The sequence below is a fragment of the Vibrio sp. B1REV9 genome (assembly GCF_905175395.2).
Classification (GTDB): domain Bacteria; phylum Pseudomonadota; class Gammaproteobacteria; order Enterobacterales; family Vibrionaceae; genus Vibrio; species Vibrio alfacsensis.
This window is the reverse complement of record NZ_CAJIMW020000221.1, coordinates 99,521-117,200: the sequence shown is the minus strand read 5'-3', so window position 1 is coordinate 117,200 and position 17,680 is coordinate 99,521. Positions and strand designations below refer to the sequence as shown.

The following is a 17,680-nucleotide window of genomic DNA, read 5'->3' as shown; positions in this document are numbered from 1 at the left end:
TCGCCTTTTAAAATTGCATATAATATACATATAGGGAAAGAAGTTCATGAAAGTTGATTGGAAAGGTGTATATCCAGCAGTAAGCACACAATTTCGTAAAGATCAGTCGATCGATTTAGATGCAACCCAAACGGTCATTGATAATCAGATTAAAGATGGTGTGAATGGCATCATCTGCCTTGGCACCGTAGGTGAGAACTGTGCGCTATACCCAGATGAAAAACGCCAAGTATTGAAAGCCGCGCAAGAAGTGGTGAACGGTCGTGTGCCACTGATCGCGGGGACCGCGGAGTCAATTACCACTGCGGCGATGGATTACATGCAAGATGCAAAAGAAATTGGTATTGATGGTTGCATGGTGATGCCAGCGATGGTCTACCGTACTTCTGAAAGTGAGACATTCGACTACTACCGTACACTGGCAGAGGCCACGCCAGAAATGCCAATCATGATTTACAACAACCCGGTCTCGTATGGTGTTGATGTGAATCTGGATATCATGGCGAAGTTGGCTGAGTTTGAAAACATTGTCGCAATCAAAGAGTCGACAACCGACACACGCCGTATTACTGAGCTTTATAATAAGTTTGACGATCGTTTTACTGTGTTTAGCGGTGTAGATGACATTGCATTGGAATCATTGATGTTAGGCGCAACTGGTTGGATCTCGGGCCTGACAAACGCATTTCCAGAAGAATCCGTTGCGATTTACAAACTGGCGAGCCAAGGTCGTTACGCAGAAGCTCTCGAGATCTACCGTTGGTTCTTACCATTGCTTCGTTTAGATACGATCCCAACTCTTGTTCAGTGCATCAAACTGGCCGAACAAGTGTGTGGCCGTGGTTCAGAGCAAGTACGAGCGCCACGACAACTGCTTAAAGGCGAAGAACGTCAGCAAGTTATTCAGTTGGTTGAACATGCATTGGCAACCCGTTTAGATCTTTCAAAATACAATTTGTAATTGGCTGTTTAGCAGGGCGTTATTCGACGCTCTGCTCATTCTTGATGTTTCAAAAAATGAGAGGAGGAAGCCATGAGTACGTCAAACAAGGACTATGTCAGCTTTCAACACGTTAAGAAAACTTATGATGGCACCAATCTGGTTGTAAAAGATTTCAACTTGGATATTGCACCCGGTGAATTTGTCACCATGCTAGGACCATCGGGTTCTGGGAAAACCACCTGTTTAATGATGTTAGCAGGGTTTGAAACCGCAACAGGCGGAGAGATTTATATCGACGGTGTCGCCGTGAACAACCTTGCTCCGCACAAGCGTGATATCGGCATGGTATTTCAAAACTACGCACTATTTCCCCACATGACCATTGCCGAGAATCTTGCCTTTCCTCTGAATGTACGCAAGTTATCGAGCGATATTGTTCAGAGTAAAGTCAAGAACGTCTTGGATATGGTTGAACTGGGGCATGTTGCTAACCGTTACCCGAAGCAACTTTCTGGTGGTCAGCAACAGCGTGTCGCGCTTGCTAGAGCATTGGTGTTTGAGCCTAAATTGGTGTTGATGGATGAGCCCCTTGGCGCATTGGACAAACAGCTTCGCGAACAGATGCAAATGGAGATCAAGCATCTTCATGAAAAACTCGGCATTACGATTTTGTATGTGACTCACGATCAAGATGAAGCGCTGACCATGTCTGATCGCATTGCGGTGTTTAATCAAGGGGAAGTACAGCAACTCGCTTCTCCTACCGAACTGTATGAAGCGCCGAGCAATACGTTTGTCGCCCAGTTTATCGGTGAAAACAATCAGCTCTCAGGCACGGTACAGAGCATCGAATCATCACATTGTGTGGTTCAGGTTGGCCGAGAAAGTATTTATGCAACACCAGTGAGAGTTAATGAAGCCGGTGAGCAAACCACGCTGTCAATTCGACCGGAAAAAATCCAGATTCAGCCTGAGCGAAATCAATGTGACAACCACGTATCAGGTCTTTTACGTGAGTTGATTTATCACGGTGATCATTATCGCCTGGTGGTTGAAGTCGAGACCGTTGGTCACCTTGTTATTAAGCTTCCGAACGACAGTCGCACACAATTGGATCTGACACCGGGCACGCTTTGTCGAGTAGGCTGGAATCATCAAGATTGTCATGCCCTTGACGGTATTCCAACATCAAGCGAAGAGGTGACCGCATGAGTCGAGAACTCACCTCGTTAAACTCAGTGCTTGAAGTGGAGCGACAATTTGCTCATCCGCCTCAGGATCTAAAAGCACAGTTGAAGAAAGCGGAGCGAAGAAAAACCATTCGATCTGTGATGCTTACACTGCCATTAGTTTGCTTTATCTTATTGACTTTTGCTTTTCCTATTCTTGAAATGCTCTATCGTAGTGTCGATAATCGCGCGATCCCACAGGCTTTACCTCAAACGGTCAATGCGATAGCTAAATGGGACTATCAAGGTCTTCCACAGCCAGAGGTCATTCAAGCCTTTTCGACGGAAGTGTTGGCTTTGTACCAGAGCAAAACATTACCTAAAATCGCGAATCGCATGAACATAGAAGTGTCGGGTATGCGAAGCTTACTTATGAAAACAGGACGTAAGTTGTCTCGGCTCGATGCAATGCCAACCACGGTGAGTGAGTTAGCCGTGCTTGATAAGCGTTGGGAAAACGCCAAGTATTGGGCCGCGCTAAAAAACCTCAGTGGCACACTAACCATGAATCATTATTTAGCCGCGCTGGATATGCAAGTGAATGATTCGGGAGAAATCGAAGCGCAACCGAAAAAACGCCAGATCTACGTTGACCTTTTTTTTAAAACTTTTTGGATGTCGATCTTAATCACCTTAATTTGTTTGGTGATGGCGTACCCCGTGGCTTACCTGCTGGCTAACTTACCAGATAAACGGGCCAATTTACTCCTAATCGTCGTACTGTTGCCTTTTTGGACCTCGTTGTTGGTTCGCACGACATCGTGGATTGTTTTGCTGCAAAACCAGGGGGTGATAAACGATTTACTCATTTGGAGTGGCGTAACCACTGAGCGGATTCAGATGATCCATAACACTTTTGGGACGGTGGTTTCAATGGTTCATATTCTGCTTCCTTTTATGATCTTACCGTTATATAGCGTTATGAAAGGGATCAGCCCTACCTATTTTCGAGCGGCTCGTTCGTTAGGAGCGACACCTTTTGTGGCATTCGTTAAAGTTTATATGCCTCTAACTCTGCCGGGTATTGGCGCTGGCGCATTGCTTACGTTCATCCTGTCGATTGGTTTCTATATCACCCCTGCATTGGTTGGTGGAAGAAGCGGACAGATGATCTCGAATATGATTGCTTACCACATGCAAACGTCACTGAATTGGGGAATGGCAGGGGCGTTAGGTGGATTGCTGCTGTTTGTTGTATTGGCACTGTTTTATGTGTTTAACCGAGTCGTAGGCATTAATAATATCAAAGTTGGGGGTTGATCATGGCGTTACCAAATTATGCGTCAAAAGGTGAACGAATCGCCTACATGGGGTATTTGCTCTTTTGTGGCTTTGTGCTGTTTTTTCTCATTGCGCCAATCCTTACCATTATTCCTTTATCGTTTAATGCAACGCCTTATTTTACGTTTACCGAGGGAATGCTAAACCTTGATCCAGAAGCATATTCAGTGCGCTGGTATCAAGATATGTTCACTAATGAGCAGTGGTTGCTGGCGCTAAAAAACAGTACTTTCATTGCTTTGATGGCGACCCTTATTGCGACAGGATTGGGGACGTTGGCTGCGTTGGGTTTGGCGAGCAGTCATTTGCCGTTTCGAAATACGATCATGGCATTGTTAATCTCGCCAATGATTGTTCCTGTGATCATCTCTGCGGCGGCGATGTATTTTTTCTATACGCGCTTGGGGTTATCCCAAACTTACATGGGTATCATTTTAGCGCATGCAGCATTAGGAACGCCGTTTGTGGTGATCACCGTGACTGCAACGTTGAGTGGATTTGATCAGAGTTTGGTGAAAGCTGCCGCAAGCTTAGGGGCAAATCCGGTCTATACCTTTCGCCATGTTACGTTTCCTTTGATTCGGCCCGGTATGATCTCCGGTGGTTTGTTTGCGTTTGGCACCTCGTTTGATGAAGTCGTGGTGGCACTGTTTCTGACAGGCGCAGAGCAAAAAACCGTACCAAGACAGATGTGGTCGGGGATTCGGGAGCAGATCAGTCCTACGATATTAGCGGTTGCCACACTTCTGATTTTTATGTCCGTTTGCTTGTTGGTGACTCTCGAGATTTTACGCCGTAGGAATGTACGTATTCGAGGTATTCAAGAGTAAAACAGATTTTTCGGTTACACGGATCCTCTCGTCCAGGCATGACTCTCCAATATTGACCGAACGCGCCTCTTAGTAGGCGCTTTTTTATTCCCAAGTTGATCTTATTTAGTGTTTACTCAGTTATGAGAGGTGGCACTTTCAAACCGGACTTTTGTCCTGAAACTTTGGTTGTTTTCCTCATTATGATTGCGCTATCAGAACGAACGAGGAAAAAATAATGACTGCTCACATTGCAGGTTCTGCCGAAGATTTTGCTTCAACCGTAATCATGCCGGGCGATCCGCTACGTGCGAAATACATCGCTGAAACGTACTTAGAAGACGCCAAGTTAGTGACCGATATTCGCAACATGTTGGGTTATACCGGTTACTACAAAGGTAAACGTATCTCTGTCATGGGCCATGGTATGGGTATTCCATCTATGGTGCTTTACGGCCACGAACTGATTAATGACTTTGGTGTTAAGCGTATCATTCGTATTGGTAGCATTGGCGCGACACAAAAAGATGTCCACATGCGAGACGTCATTTTGGCGCAAGCAGCGGGTACGGACTCACCGACTAATGCGAAACGCAGCAGCGGATACCACATGGCGACATCGGCAACGTTTGAACTGCTTCACAGTGCCTACATGTCTGCGAAAGAAAAGGGCATTGATGTCAAAGTGGGTAACATCTTTACTGGCGATCTTTACTACGATCCTGACGAAGACATGATCCCTGCACTTGAACGTTTTGGCGTACTCGGAGTGGATATGGAAGTTGCGGGTCTATATGGATTAGCGCATCAATTTGGTATTGAATCTTTAGCGATTTTGACCGTGTCTGATCACTGTATCACGGGTGAAGAAACAACGGCTGAAGAGCGTCAACTGTCATTCAACAATATGATTGAAATTGCGTTAGAAACGGCAATTAAAGCATAACGATACCCTGTAAAACATACTGTGAGAGCTGGTAAATTCAGCTCTCTATTCGATCAAGAACATCTACCTTATGAGCCCTTGGAGTGCACAATGAAAAATAAAATGACACTCACTGCGATAAGTTTTCTCGCCAACTTTATTATGGCGGGTTTCGCAACCCAATTTGGCATGCTTGTTGAACCGCTTGCTAATGCTTTTCACGCGAATGTAAATGAAGTTGCGTCTATTTTCTCTCTACTAAACGGTGGCGCATTAGGCGGAACCATTGCGGCTTTCTTCTTAATTGAAAAAGTCGGCATCAAACGTATGACCGTGTTGTGTTACGGCGCAATTTCAGCATCTGCATTGAGCCTTTATGTCGCGCCATCATTGTTTATCGTGATGCTTGGTATGACCGTTATAGGTTTCTGTGGCGGTGTTGGTTTGTGTATTGCCGGAACAATTGTTGTATCGGTTTGGAAAGACAAAATTCAAAGTACAATGTTGGTCGTTCAAGATGCAACCTTTAACATTGCTGGCGTGATCTTCCCATTAATCACAACGTACGCCCTGACTAATGCTATGAACTGGAGCATCAGTTACTTGAGTGTTGGGGTCGTCGCACTTGCAACCATGTTTGTCGCGATGTTGACCAATTTTAACCAATGTGGTGGTGAGAGCGGCTCTGAGAAAGAAGCTAAATCAGAGTGGAACTTTGGCATCATCAGTGGTGGTATTGGTCTCTTCCTAGGAATGCTAGCGCTATACACATTCTTAACGTGGGCACCGATGTTTGTGAAAGAAAAGTTTGATATTCCATTTGAACAAGCGGGTAACATCATTACGCAATACTGGTCGGCCGCTTTGGTTGGTGCATTGGTTTCCACGGTGATTGTGTCACGCATGAAGATCCAAACATTCTTGTTGACTATTATTACGGTTGCAATGGTTATCACCAGCGTTATCGTAATCACGGACAAACTTGAATGGCTATCGTACCTTACTTACGGTTATGGCTTTGCGTGTGCGGCGCTATACAATGCGTTTATTGCATATGGGGTGTCATTTGTGCGCAATGCAACCAGTAAGAACGTTTCTTACATTCTTATCAGTGGTAGTGCGGGTGCCATGTTCAGTCCTGCAATTAGCTCTGTGTTGGAAAGTATCGTTGGGCTACAAACCGTTATGTATGCGATTCCAGTGATTTATGGTGTGATTGTGGCAATGCTGGTGGTGTCAATGAAGTTTAAAATGGCGTCTCAAAACCAAGTTCAAACAGCATAGTAAACGCGTGAACCACTCACGAAAAGGTCTGCACTTTGCAGACCTTTTCTGTTTCAATATGAACGATGAAAGACGATGATTCGTTCACGTTATGACACCGTATCGCGATGGCTCAACAAAGCTAAGATTAAACAAAGTTATGACTCAACAAAGCTGCGGAGGCCGTTCAAGTCCAGAATGCGTAAGCCTTTTTTCTCTTTGGCAATATAACCTTTGCTCTCAAGTTCTTTTACCGCCCGACGATACACTCGATCAGACGTAGCAAATCGTTCCGCCTCTAGATAATTTTTTTGAAAGCCATCAACCGGGAGATCGTTTAAATATTGATGATAAATGTCATACGCAACGTTATAAGTGATCGGATAGAGCAATCGTCGAGACAGTATTTCTAATGTATCTTGATAATCGATGGCAATCGCGCTCGCAAAATAAAGTGATAGGCGAGGCTGCTCTAACAAGCACTGTTGTAATTTTTGCGCGTCAATGATCGCTACTTCAACGGGTTCAATCGGCATGATGTCCATTTGGCAACGATAGCCAGTAAAAAACTCCATCTCACCAAAAACTTGTTGTTCACACTCAAGCGTACCAAGTAAGAATGTTTTCCCATTTCGCGCGGTAACGCCCATCGAAACACGACCAGAGTCGACAAGGTACAAGTTATCTACATGTTCTCCTTGGGTGAGTAGCTTTTCATTTTCATCAAAGATTCGGCGCGTGCAAATACAATCTCGAATGGCTTGTTCGATGAGTTGTTTATCTTGACTCCATTGCGCTTCAAAGCGTCCTTTTCCTAGGGTTTGTAGCTGCATTTATTTACCTTGAATCGTAATACCAGCCTGCTCAAAACGTGCCATTACGGGCTTGTGATCGTGTTGATACCAGTTAGCGGGCATGTTCGGTTTAAGTAGAACTTTTTCACTCTTGCTGATCACAACATAATGCAAAAAATCGTTTAGTGTTTTTTGCATCGCTTCCAATGTCATGTCTCCATCTTTATGGATGGTTTTGAGCAAACCAATGACCGCATCTTCAGGAATCAGTGGCTCGATAATAGCATTTTTACGCGTTTGAATTGACGATGAAACAGGTAGATTTGCACGTGCCGTTTCCCAGCTCACTTTGTTGCTTTTAGTGACAAGGTTATGTTGGTAACAATAGTAGCTAAACAAAAAGCGCGACAGGTTTTGCCAGCGCTCGGTTTGGACTTCTAACCAGATATGTTGTAGCTCGATGTCGGCGTCAGTCATAGATGCAGTTCGGATAAGAGATTTTGGCGTAGTGTAACTGCGTTTACTTGGATCGAAAAGCAGCCCACCTTGCGAATTTTAAGGATTTCATGAGGTGTCATGAATAAATCAACATTCTGAATAACATAAGATTATGTATAACCCGTTTTAGGTTAAGAGGTAAAGGTCTGGGTATATAAATCAAATAAGACGCTAAGAGTGTTCACTTTCATTATGATAGACAAGTACATATTTTGAGCATATTGAGTTATTTCACGCGCAAGATCTGTTCAATCGCAAATCATTTACCTGAAATAACAGTGCAAAGCAGTCAAATTCTTCTTTTGCTTTTAAAATTTCCCGACAGATGACACAGTTTTTATATGAAACTTACCTATACAATCTTCGAGTTTTTAAGTCCCGCTATGAAATTAAGTGGGTAAAGTGATTGGTAACGCGAAGTATGTCTACAAAGTTAGTTTCAGAGTGGAAAATAGATCAGACGTATGCTCAATGCATGGGCTTGTCTCTTGGGAAAGAAGAAGCGATTGAAGATCACATCGAACAATGCTTAGAACGCTTTCAAAGAAATTCGGAACTGAATAGTTCCAACGTAGCAACGATGCTTCAACAATGTTATTCCACTATTCAACGTAAGTTTGAATCAGAGCGTTGGATTGAGTGTACAAATGGCCGATATTTTGACCGATCTGCTCGTGGTTTTTGGATCTTAGGTGCTGATAACGCCGCTTATGGCGCTTATAAAGCTGAAATAGAACTGAGTTATGTTGAGGATGAGCTAAACGCACTAGTGTCAGATCCGATTAATGAATGGTCAGTTCCGAACCAAGAAGAACTACGCTACTTAACGGGTTTGTCGAGTTCACAAGTTAGCTTTGGAGTCTACAATGGTCGCCCAAGTGGTGCCGATCGTTATTTATATGAACATGGTGATATAGTTTATGGTCTTCGGTTAGACAATGGCATCATTAATGTAGACAGAGGTTACCTCATTCCTTTTCTTCCGTATGATAGTAATGATCTAGATCCTCGGAAGATGTTTTTAGAGTTTTTAAATAAAGGTCTGACACCGAAAGAACTTGAAAACGACTCCAGATACACCGCCCTTCTCTCTTTGATTCATCGTGCTCATCGAAATTTGTTTGACGATTATCGCTCAGACGCAGAGCGCCTTGTTCATCAAGATCTATCTCAAAAGCTCTATCAAGTGATGCTGAGCGAAGATCAAATACGTGCAGACATCGCACCGTACCATTCCAAAGTTCTTCATGATACCGAGCTCGGTCACTGGAGTTTGTGGCAAAATGAAATTGATACTAAAAATCACATTAGCGTCGAACTCGACTCGAAGTTGGTCGCTCGTGACCCCAAATCGAGCATTAATGATGGTGTGGTAGCGATAGATTTTGGAACAAAGAGCACGGTTGTTGTTTTTCAAAAAGACACCGTCAATATTCATCCTATGCGCATCGGAACAGGAGATTTAAGTAAAGAAATCTCTGCTTATCAATATGAAAATCCGACCATTTTAGAATTTAAGAACATAGAACGCTTTTTTGATGCCTACAAAGCAAAAGCTTTTAAACCGTTCACTCGCTGGTGTGATCTTACTATTTCGCACACTGCTCAAAACTCAATGCAAGGCAGTGAAGCAAGCCAGTTTAATACGTTTTTAGAAGAGATTAAGCAGTGGGCTGGTGATAAAAACAGAAAACTCAAAATAGTTTGTCAGCAAGGCAAAGTGATTGATTTACCACCTTTCTTAGAACTGACCGATGACGATTTTGACCCGATAGAAATCTACGCTTATTACTTAGGCTTGTATATCAACAATCTAAACAATGGCATTTATCTCGACTACATCCTGTCTTTCCCAGTGACTTATGAGTTACCGGTACGAGATAAAATCATAAGTAGCTTTCAAAAAGGGCTTAAAAAATCGCTACCGGAAGAATTGGGTATAGAAACCATCAATCAACTGACAGTAACAAAAGGGGCGAGTGAGCCCGCTGCATATGCATTAACAGCTCTCCAATCGTATGGTTTTGAACCAAGCGGTGATGAGAGAGTTTTTTACAGTGTCTTTGATTTTGGTGGCGGGACGACGGATTTTGATTTTGGCATTTTCCGTGAAGCAACAGGGCGAAAAGAACGTCGTTTTGATTATGTGATTGAGCACTTTGGCGCTGGTGGGGATAAGTTCTTGGGCGGTGAAAACTTGCTTGAGTTATTGGCATTCGAAGTGTTCAAGAAGAATAAATCTGAGCTCCTTGCCAAAGGTATTCAGTTTGAAAAGCACCCTGAGAAAGAGCCATTTGCAGGGAGTGAACATTTGCTTAGCCACTCCCAAGAAGCCAGAACTAATACCAAACAGCTATGCATTGCACTCCGAGCATATTGGGAAGAGTACGAAGACTTTGAATTCGACTCAAGTGGTGAACTATCCATCACGCTGACAGACCTTGATGGTATCCAGCATTCTGGTTTTGCTCTCGATATCAATGAAGAAGAGTTAGAACAGTGGATTACTGAACGTATTGAACGTGGTGTAGAAAACTTTTTTGATGCATTACGCTTGGCATTTAGTCAAAGTCGCCAGAATCTTGGTGATATTGATAGCGTTAAGATTTTCTTGGCCGGTAATTCAAGTCGTTCTCGCTTTGTTCGTCAGTTATTTGAAAAGCATATTGCGATTCAACACCGTGAAATGGGGCTCAATGAAACCGAAAGTCGTTTTGAGTTATTTGCCCCTCTTGGCACAGATAAACATGATGTAGAGAAACCAACGGGCAAAACAGGTGTGGCTTTTGGCTTAATTGATTCTCGTGAAGGTGGGTCAATCAAGGTTGTCGATCATAATGTTCAGCAAGACGATATTAGATTTAAGTTTTATCTGGGTGAGAGCCGTAAAAATAAATTTAAGCCGTTGATAGATAGAGAAAGTCCGTTTGGTCAGTGGATTGAGTTCATTGACGCTGGTTACCAACGGTTTGAGATTTTTTATACCGATCAACCAAGTGCAAGTACTGGGCAAATCGCAATTTCGGATGCATCTATTAAGAAAAGAACGGTCAAGTTAGACATTACTGATGATGACGCATTGGTTTACTTACGCGTTATAAACCCTACCACGGTAGAGTGCGTGGTAGCGAACGAATGTGACATTGATCAGAATGTTTATCTCAATGAGATTCAATCTATCGAACTTTAAGGAATAAAAATGATTGTATTAGCACCAACAACTATCCCTACATTAATTTCGACGGTGACGACATTAGCAAAAACGATTGGACCTGCAATCGTCAAGTACGCGCCTATCGTCATTGAGACAGCGGCAAAAAACTTACCATTGATCATCAAAACTGTGGAAGCAGTCGGCGTGATTGCCAACATTACGCGACCAACGGATAACGTTAGCGAGCTGGGCGCTAAAGCGATGCAAGCTGATAAAAAACCAGAAAATTTTGATGCGATTAATGAATATATCGACTATCTACGCAATGATGTGGTTGTTGATGTAAGTAAACTTTCAAATGACCCCGTAGATGTAATGGCTCGTCAAGCGATTGGAACATCGGTGATTTTGCAAGGTTTGAGCAGCAAGCTAGGTACTGAGGTGTCTTGGGCGTTTGTTAGTAAAGCTGCCCAAATGGGAATTGAATCTTCAGTGATTTGGCAAGTATTAAAAACGTACTCAGACAATGGGTTGAATGCCGACGAGTTTACTCAATTTATGGATGATGAACTAAGCATCGTACAAGCAGATAAACACTGTGAAGCATTAGTCAAAGCCCATCTGGAACTTGACCCTACAATGAGTATTGAACAAGCAGAAGATGCTGTTCTAGCAATGCGATAGAGGCACCATGCGTCGAAAACATTCTGTGACAAAACGAACGGCTACACCAACAAAACCATTAATAGAGCTACTGAAAAACGTAGACGCAATGAGTGACACGCCGGATACACTTGAAAAAGCGCTTGTTCTTATGGAACATGACTTTTCACTCTTTCATATAAAAGAAGTGACGTTTGACGAAGACTCACCTCGTAGAGAGGGATTCGAAAATGTATTGAATGCCCTCAACATAGACGGGATTATCTTCTTGTATTTGCTGCTTGGTGATGGTGAAAAAGTAGACTTCTACTTTGGAATTGCCAAGGATAAGCGCCACGACAAACCTCTCTTACTTGATGTCGCTGAGATTGGGGAAACAATATTAAAGCCATCTATTGAGGGAAACTTTCGAGGCAGCGTTGTAGAAAAACTAAATCCAAGTCAGCGTAAATGGGTTAAGAGCCAATTGGATTCGTTCCAACATGTAGCAAAACTGGATGGCGTGCCTAGTGTGCATGAAGAAAATGAGGAGTTCCAAGGTGTTGAACGTCTCGTAGATATCATGAGTGGCGATCAATTCTGTTTAGCTGTGATGGCCGATCCACTGTCCTTAAAAGATGTGAATGAGATTGAACGAGAGCTTTATCAGATATATGACAAGCTTTTACCACTCTCTAAGCAAAGCATTCAATCTGGATCGAATGAATCGGCCTCTAAAGGGTCAAATGAGGGCAGTAACACTTCACAAGCGACGGGTAAAAACGACAGTCTAAATATTACAACCAGTGAAGGTAGCTCTGATTCTCGTACACAAGGCACGAGTCAAGGCTCTGGAAATTCAACGAATAAAAGTCGTACAGAGGGAACGAATAAAGGGACTTCAGAAGCAAAAACCAAAGGCACTTCAGTTACGAATACTACGGGAACAAATGTAGGAACGACTTATTCGAAGCAGACAGGTACTTCAGAGAGCATTACGCGAGAGTTCTCCGATAAAGCGGTGCAGGAATGGGTTACCTACATTGATGAAGTGTTATTAAAACGGGTACAAATCGGTAAGAACAAAGGTCTGTATTTGTCTAATATTTATCTCCTTTCAAACTCGGTTGCTAGCGTTTTGAAATTGGGTAATACAGCTCGTTCAATTTTCTCTGGTGAGGATGCCAATAAGTCACCCCTTCGCCTGAACAAGGTGACGTTGAATCACGAAATTGCAGCGGTTAAAAATTTTCAGTTACCCGCGATTAATCGTGCAGAAGCGAAAAAGGTTGCGAACAGTGGGAGTTTGCGACAATTAAATTTATTGTTGTCAAAAAATCCATTTAACAAATACGCCTGTAATTGGTTGTCTACGAATGAACTGAGTGTTGTCGCTGGCTTGCCGCAAAAAGAAGTAATTGGTTTAACATTGAAAGAGGAAGTCGAGTTTGGTTTGAACATCAATAAAATGATAGATAAACCGGACCAACTCTATCTTGGGCATTTGGTGAAAAGCGGTTTGCACCAAAAAACAAAAGTCCACATCAATAAGCGTGATTTGGATAAACACATCTTTATTGCAGGTGTGACAGGCAGTGGTAAAACAACGACATGTCATCGTTTGTTAGATTCATCAGATATGCCATTTTTGGTAATAGAACCAGCCAAAACAGAGTATCGTATTTTAACTAAACGACGTGATGATGTATTAGTGTTCACGTTGGGCAACGATAATGTCGCACCTTTCAGATTGAATCCATTTGAGTTCTTTCCGCATGAAAATATTACGTCACGCGTAGATATGATCAAGGCCAGTATTGAATCGTCTTTTGATATGGAAGCGGCAATACCACAATTGATTGAAGCAGCGATTTACCGTTGTTATGAAGCCAAAGGTTGGAATATCGCTACATCTAAAAACGAGCACTATGAAGATCCTTTTGCAGCAGGGATTTATGCCTTTCCAACTTTGAGTGACCTCATCACCATGACAGAAAAAGTAGTGGATGAGCAAGGGTTTGATGAACGCCTCCAGAAAGACTACGTGGGCTCGATAAAAGCACGATTGCAAGGGTTATTGATTGGTTCAAAGGGACTGATGTTAAACACGCCTCGCTCTATCAATTTTAAAGATCTGGCGCAGCGTAATGTCATTTTGGAGCTAGAAGAAATTCGTAACCCAAGTGAAAAATCGCTGATCATGGGGTTTGTTTTGGCAAATCTTAACGAGGCAATTCGAGCTAATTATGAGGAATATAGAAAGCGTGGGGAAAGATTCCGACATATTACCTTAATTGAAGAAGCACATCGCTTGTTAGCAAAATTTGAACCCGGTGATAGCCCGAGCAAAAAGCAAGGTGTAGAAACTTTTGCTGATATGCTAGCTGAAGTGCGTAAGTACGGAGAATCGTTAATTATTGTCGATCAGATACCAAACAAGTTGACTCCGGAAGTACTTAAAAATACCAACACCAAAATCATCCATAAGTTGTTTGCAAAAGATGATAAAGAAGCCGTTGGAAACACAATGGCTTTGAATGATGAACAAAAAGATTTCTTGTCAAATCTGGAAGCGGGACGAGTGATTTTATCGACGACGGGAATGAGTAAACCACTTCAAGTCCAGATCGAAGAGTTTGTCAGTACCACCAATGAGCCAGATGTATCAGCCGATGAAATTTCAGCATTGGCATTCAGCTATTACGCGGAAAACTATCGAAGCGGTTTACTACAGGGTTTAGAACACTTGAAGCAAAAACCGAGTGCTGATGAGGTGAAAGCGATTCTTCGAGGTGAACTTGCCTTAGCGTGGTATGAGACGGTTAAACAAAATAGTGCGTCAGATATGTTTCAGCATTATGTCAGTAAGTTTGGTGTAGAGTTTACTCATCTTTATGTGATGACCGCGTGTTATCACGATGGTGCAGCTGATGATATAACGCGTATCAGTACGCGCTTGGCTGAATATTTATTTGCAGTGGAACATAACCAAGTGCGCAGATTAACGCCACAGCAGCACAGTACTTTTAGAAAAAACATTAAAGTGAAATAGGAATTAAATATGGGCATTTGGAGCAGTATTTGCAGTGGTGTCAGCAGTGTGTGTAGTGTGATAAGCAGTGCTGTTTCTGCTGTCGGCAGCAAGGTAGCAGATGTCGCGACCTCGATAGCGAATCTTGGTTTGGAAATGGCCAATAAAGTAGGTGAGGCCATTCACAAAGTTGGCGTTGCTTTAGGCATCCTACAACCAGAAGATAAGTTGCAAGAGCTAGGTGAAAAAGCGATGTTGAGCGAGAAAAAGCCTGAGGATTTTGACACCATCAGTGATTATATTGACCATCTTAAAAACGACGTGCCAATTGATAAAGAAAAACTTGCCAGTTTGGATGAAAAGGAACTTTTAGCCCGCTCTCTTATTGGTGCAGCAATTACGCTGAAAGGGATTAATGAAAAGCTTGATACTATCGTTACCCCGGAATTTATGTCGATTGTCACTAAGCAAGAGCTTGAAACCAAAGCGATTATTGCAACTATTGAAGCGTATAAAGAAAACAAATTCAATACGAGCGATTATGCACTGTACGTCAATGATGGTTTAAGTGTCGATGAAAGTGATAAACATTGTAGTGTGCTTGTTTCTACTTATCAGAAGTTGGAGCCAGAACTATCAATTGATCAAATAGAAGATAAGGTGATGGGGTTAAAGATCTAACATGGCTGACTTTTATATTCACTTAAATAAAAACGCTGTTAAGTCTTATAGAGTCATCAACGGTGAGCTAGAAATCATTCGATTTTTAGGTGAATCTTCATTATCGAAGGATGGTTTTTGGGAAAAGTTTAAAAGCAAAATTGAATATGAGAAAGGGGATAAACATAGCTTTCTCATTGCTAGTGATGATGCTGGCTTTTCACCAGTGGGAGAAATGGATTTCGCGCACAATTTTGACTGTGACTTAAATCAATTACATCGGATAGTGTTAGACTCATTTCCAGAGGCATGCAATCTCATAACTTTTCCTAGGGTTGATCTTCAACCCATGCCTGACCTGCCCAAGGCAACCTCTACTCAGTCTCTGAATGCGGTTAAGGAGAAGAGTCAATTTGAAGAACTAGATGATACTGATGATGACAATGTATTTAGTTTACAGTCGTTTTATCGAAGAAAAACTCGTGATTATCAGCGAGGGTAGATGCGAATGGAAATAGACAATTTATTGGCAGCGTTAGATGATGATCGCGTTCAAGACAAACTCCTCTCGATAATGACAGAGCTTGGAGAAAGGAATCAAACAATCGATGCGTCAACGCCAGCGTATCAACATTCTACTTCTTTAATAGCCGCCGAGTATCAGCAACCTAATCTATTTACTCAAGATAAGTTTGGTGAATTACAACAGGAACTATCGACACTGAATGACAAGCTTGAGGCTGAGTGTTTGAGAACAAAGACGCTTCAAACTCAACTTGTTGAAAGTGAAAGGTGCATTTCTACTTTAACACTAAGTAATCAAACACAGAGCAAAGAACGTGAGGAGCTGGAAACTCGTTATAACACAGTGCTCGAAGAGTTGAGTACGACAAACGCTAAGCTGGATTTTTATCGTTCTCACTTTACGGAAGAGGTCTATGCTCAAGATTTGTATCAAAGTTTGACAAGTCAAACTCGCGATTCCCTTGCGGGTATTTTTAAGGATGTCACTATTCAAGGATTGATGGTTTGTGGGACGCAAGAAAAAAACATTGCTAACTTTTGGGACTATCTTAAAAATGAAATCGTTAATGGCCACAATCAAGATCAGAATAATCTTGTAAGTCTGTTTTCTCTTCTTTTTAAACGGTTTAACTTAGCATTCCCAATGTTAGAACCATTAAATCCAGACGAGGGCGAAATGTTTGATAATCAACTGCATATTAAACATAACAGCAGTGTAAACATGAGTGGGGCGATTAAACATGTGTTGCTGCCGGGGTATGTGAACACGAAAACAGGTAAAGTTATTAGGACCGCTATCGTCGTAATTTAATCAAGTGAGTTATTCGCTCAGACTTGTACATATGGGGTAGTAGACACATTTTGGGGCAGTGAGTGTGATGTGTCTTAAGGTAAACATTTCAGAAACACAAGAAGTTTGAACACGTTTTGCGGTATCATGCACAATTGTTCTAAATGTCGTGACTTATGAATATACCCACTGTTCCTCCCAAACCCTCCCATGTCTCTTGTGCAAACTGTCAAGCGTGCTGCTGTCGTCTTGAAGTGATGATTATTTCTGATACAGGTGTTCCAGACAAATTTATCAAACGTGATCAGTACGGTGGCGAGACAATGTTGCGGCTAGACGATGGATGGTGCGCGGCTTTAGACAGAGACAGTTTAATGTGTTCAATTTATGAAAACCGCCCATGGATTTGTCGTGAATTCGAGATGGGGTCGGGTGAATGCATGGATGAGCGAGATAAGTTCTTATAAATCCGTTTCTTAACGGTGCGTTATCTGAACTTTTTGTCATCACAACGTTTGAGTTTTCAAGATGGCTTTTTCCTTTCCCAGGACTCTAATGTTCACAACATCTGTGCAGAATTTGCATAGGTCCTGTTCCATTCCTCTGGTTTTTCCGAATGCACCGATCTCTATAATGCACACCATCCGCTACGACGAGTCTTATCTACAAAGAGAGTGTCGAGTATGACTAAGAAATATGAAAATGCAGTGTTAGGTGATCAAGCACTGATTGATGGCCTTAAATCAATCAACCCGGCATGGGGTGACATGACAGTGCGTGTTGCTGGTGAAGCATGGGGATTGCCTTTAATTGACCAGAAAACTAAAGCTCTAATTAGTATTGCGATTGACCAAATGGCTTTAAATGTCACTGGTGAAGGTAACCCATTTGGTGCACATGTTGATATGGCGCTTAAGCAAGGCGCGACGTATGCGAAACAATACAAAGGGTTAACCAGCAACGATCCATATCAGTGTGTACTGTGTGGTAATAGAATGGTATTTACAGGTTTTACCGCAGGGACCAAAAACAATGAGCTGCTGAATAATCGCAGTATGAGTATGCGTGAATCGCAGCGGTGAGGGTGGTAGCTTTGGCAATTGCATCTAAAATCTGTAATTTAAAAACAATTACCT

15 protein-coding genes and 1 pseudogene are annotated in these 17,680 nt (G+C 42.4%); 14 read left to right on the top strand and 2 right to left on the bottom strand.

Going from position 1 to position 17,680, the window contains the following annotated elements; translation table 11 throughout:
• Positions 1-46 precede the first annotated feature (46 nt).
• The 6 genes from KHN78_RS00620 (at position 47) to tsgA (ending at position 6,471) form a co-directional block, all read left to right on the top strand.
• Positions 47-961, top strand: coding sequence for a dihydrodipicolinate synthase family protein (locus KHN78_RS00620; RefSeq protein ID WP_211919208.1), 915 nt, complete (start codon positions 47-49; stop codon positions 959-961).
• A 72-nt stretch (positions 962-1,033) separates the two neighbouring features.
• Positions 1,034-2,155, top strand: coding sequence for an ABC transporter ATP-binding protein (locus KHN78_RS00615; RefSeq protein ID WP_211919206.1), 1,122 nt, complete (start codon positions 1,034-1,036; stop codon positions 2,153-2,155).
• The gene (locus tag KHN78_RS00610) at positions 2,152-3,432 is read left to right on the top strand and encodes an ABC transporter permease (RefSeq protein WP_211919204.1); all 1,281 of its coding nucleotides are present in this window, start codon (positions 2,152-2,154) and stop codon (positions 3,430-3,432) included. The genes KHN78_RS00615 and KHN78_RS00610 overlap by 4 nt, the downstream gene beginning before the upstream one ends.
• Positions 3,433-3,434: 2 nt before the next feature.
• Positions 3,435-4,283: an ABC transporter permease gene (locus tag KHN78_RS00605; RefSeq protein ID WP_211919202.1), complete on the top strand. Its 849-nt coding sequence runs from the start codon at positions 3,435-3,437 to the stop codon at positions 4,281-4,283.
• A gap of 214 nt (positions 4,284-4,497) precedes the next feature.
• Positions 4,498-5,208: a purine-nucleoside phosphorylase gene (gene deoD / locus KHN78_RS00600; protein WP_411912343.1), complete on the top strand. Its 711-nt coding sequence runs from the start codon at positions 4,498-4,500 to the stop codon at positions 5,206-5,208.
• Positions 5,209-5,298: 90 nt separating this feature from the next.
• Positions 5,299-6,471, top strand: coding sequence for an MFS transporter TsgA (gene tsgA / locus KHN78_RS00595; RefSeq protein ID WP_211919198.1), 1,173 nt, complete (start codon positions 5,299-5,301; stop codon positions 6,469-6,471).
• A 137-nt stretch (positions 6,472-6,608) separates the two neighbouring features.
• Here tsgA and KHN78_RS00590 read toward each other — a convergent pair whose 3' ends face one another.
• Both KHN78_RS00590 and KHN78_RS00585 read right to left on the bottom strand, forming a co-directional pair.
• Entirely contained in the window at positions 6,609-7,283 is a 675-nt protein-coding gene (locus KHN78_RS00590) for a Crp/Fnr family transcriptional regulator (RefSeq protein ID WP_211919196.1), read from the bottom strand.
• A complete protein-coding gene (locus KHN78_RS00585) occupies positions 7,284-7,721 on the bottom strand; it encodes a hypothetical protein (protein WP_211919194.1) in 438 nt (145 codons plus the stop codon).
• Positions 7,722-8,163: 442 nt separating this feature from the next.
• Between KHN78_RS00585 and KHN78_RS00580 the strand changes: the two genes are divergently transcribed.
• The 8 genes and pseudogenes from KHN78_RS00580 to KHN78_RS00545 all read left to right on the top strand — a co-directional run.
• The gene (locus KHN78_RS00580) at positions 8,164-10,932 is read left to right on the top strand and encodes a molecular chaperone DnaK (RefSeq protein ID WP_211919192.1); all 2,769 of its coding nucleotides are present in this window, start codon (positions 8,164-8,166) and stop codon (positions 10,930-10,932) included.
• Between the two features lie 9 nt (positions 10,933-10,941).
• Positions 10,942-11,580 (top strand): hypothetical protein, encoded by a 639-nt coding sequence (locus KHN78_RS00575; RefSeq protein WP_211919190.1) that lies wholly within the window; start codon positions 10,942-10,944, stop codon positions 11,578-11,580.
• A gap of 7 nt (positions 11,581-11,587) precedes the next feature.
• The gene (locus KHN78_RS00570; RefSeq protein WP_223917747.1) at positions 11,588-14,590 is read left to right on the top strand and encodes an ATP-binding protein; all 3,003 of its coding nucleotides are present in this window, start codon (positions 11,588-11,590) and stop codon (positions 14,588-14,590) included.
• A gap of 9 nt (positions 14,591-14,599) precedes the next feature.
• Positions 14,600-15,250 (top strand): hypothetical protein, encoded by a 651-nt coding sequence (locus KHN78_RS00565; RefSeq protein ID WP_223917746.1) that lies wholly within the window; start codon positions 14,600-14,602, stop codon positions 15,248-15,250.
• 1 nt (position 15,251) lies between these two features.
• Positions 15,252-15,731 (top strand): hypothetical protein, encoded by a 480-nt coding sequence (locus KHN78_RS00560; RefSeq protein WP_211919188.1) that lies wholly within the window; start codon positions 15,252-15,254, stop codon positions 15,729-15,731.
• A 6-nt stretch (positions 15,732-15,737) separates the two neighbouring features.
• Positions 15,738-16,565, top strand: coding sequence for a hypothetical protein (locus tag KHN78_RS00555; protein WP_211919180.1), 828 nt, complete (start codon positions 15,738-15,740; stop codon positions 16,563-16,565).
• 155 nt (positions 16,566-16,720) lie between these two features.
• Complete coding sequence (locus KHN78_RS00550) at positions 16,721-17,011, top strand: YkgJ family cysteine cluster protein (protein ID WP_211919178.1); 291 nt, start codon at positions 16,721-16,723, stop codon at positions 17,009-17,011.
• 459 nt (positions 17,012-17,470) lie between these two features.
• Positions 17,471-17,626, top strand: a pseudogene (locus KHN78_RS00545) (IS91 family transposase); the annotation flags it as partial.
• Between the last annotated feature and the right edge of the window lie 54 nt (positions 17,627-17,680).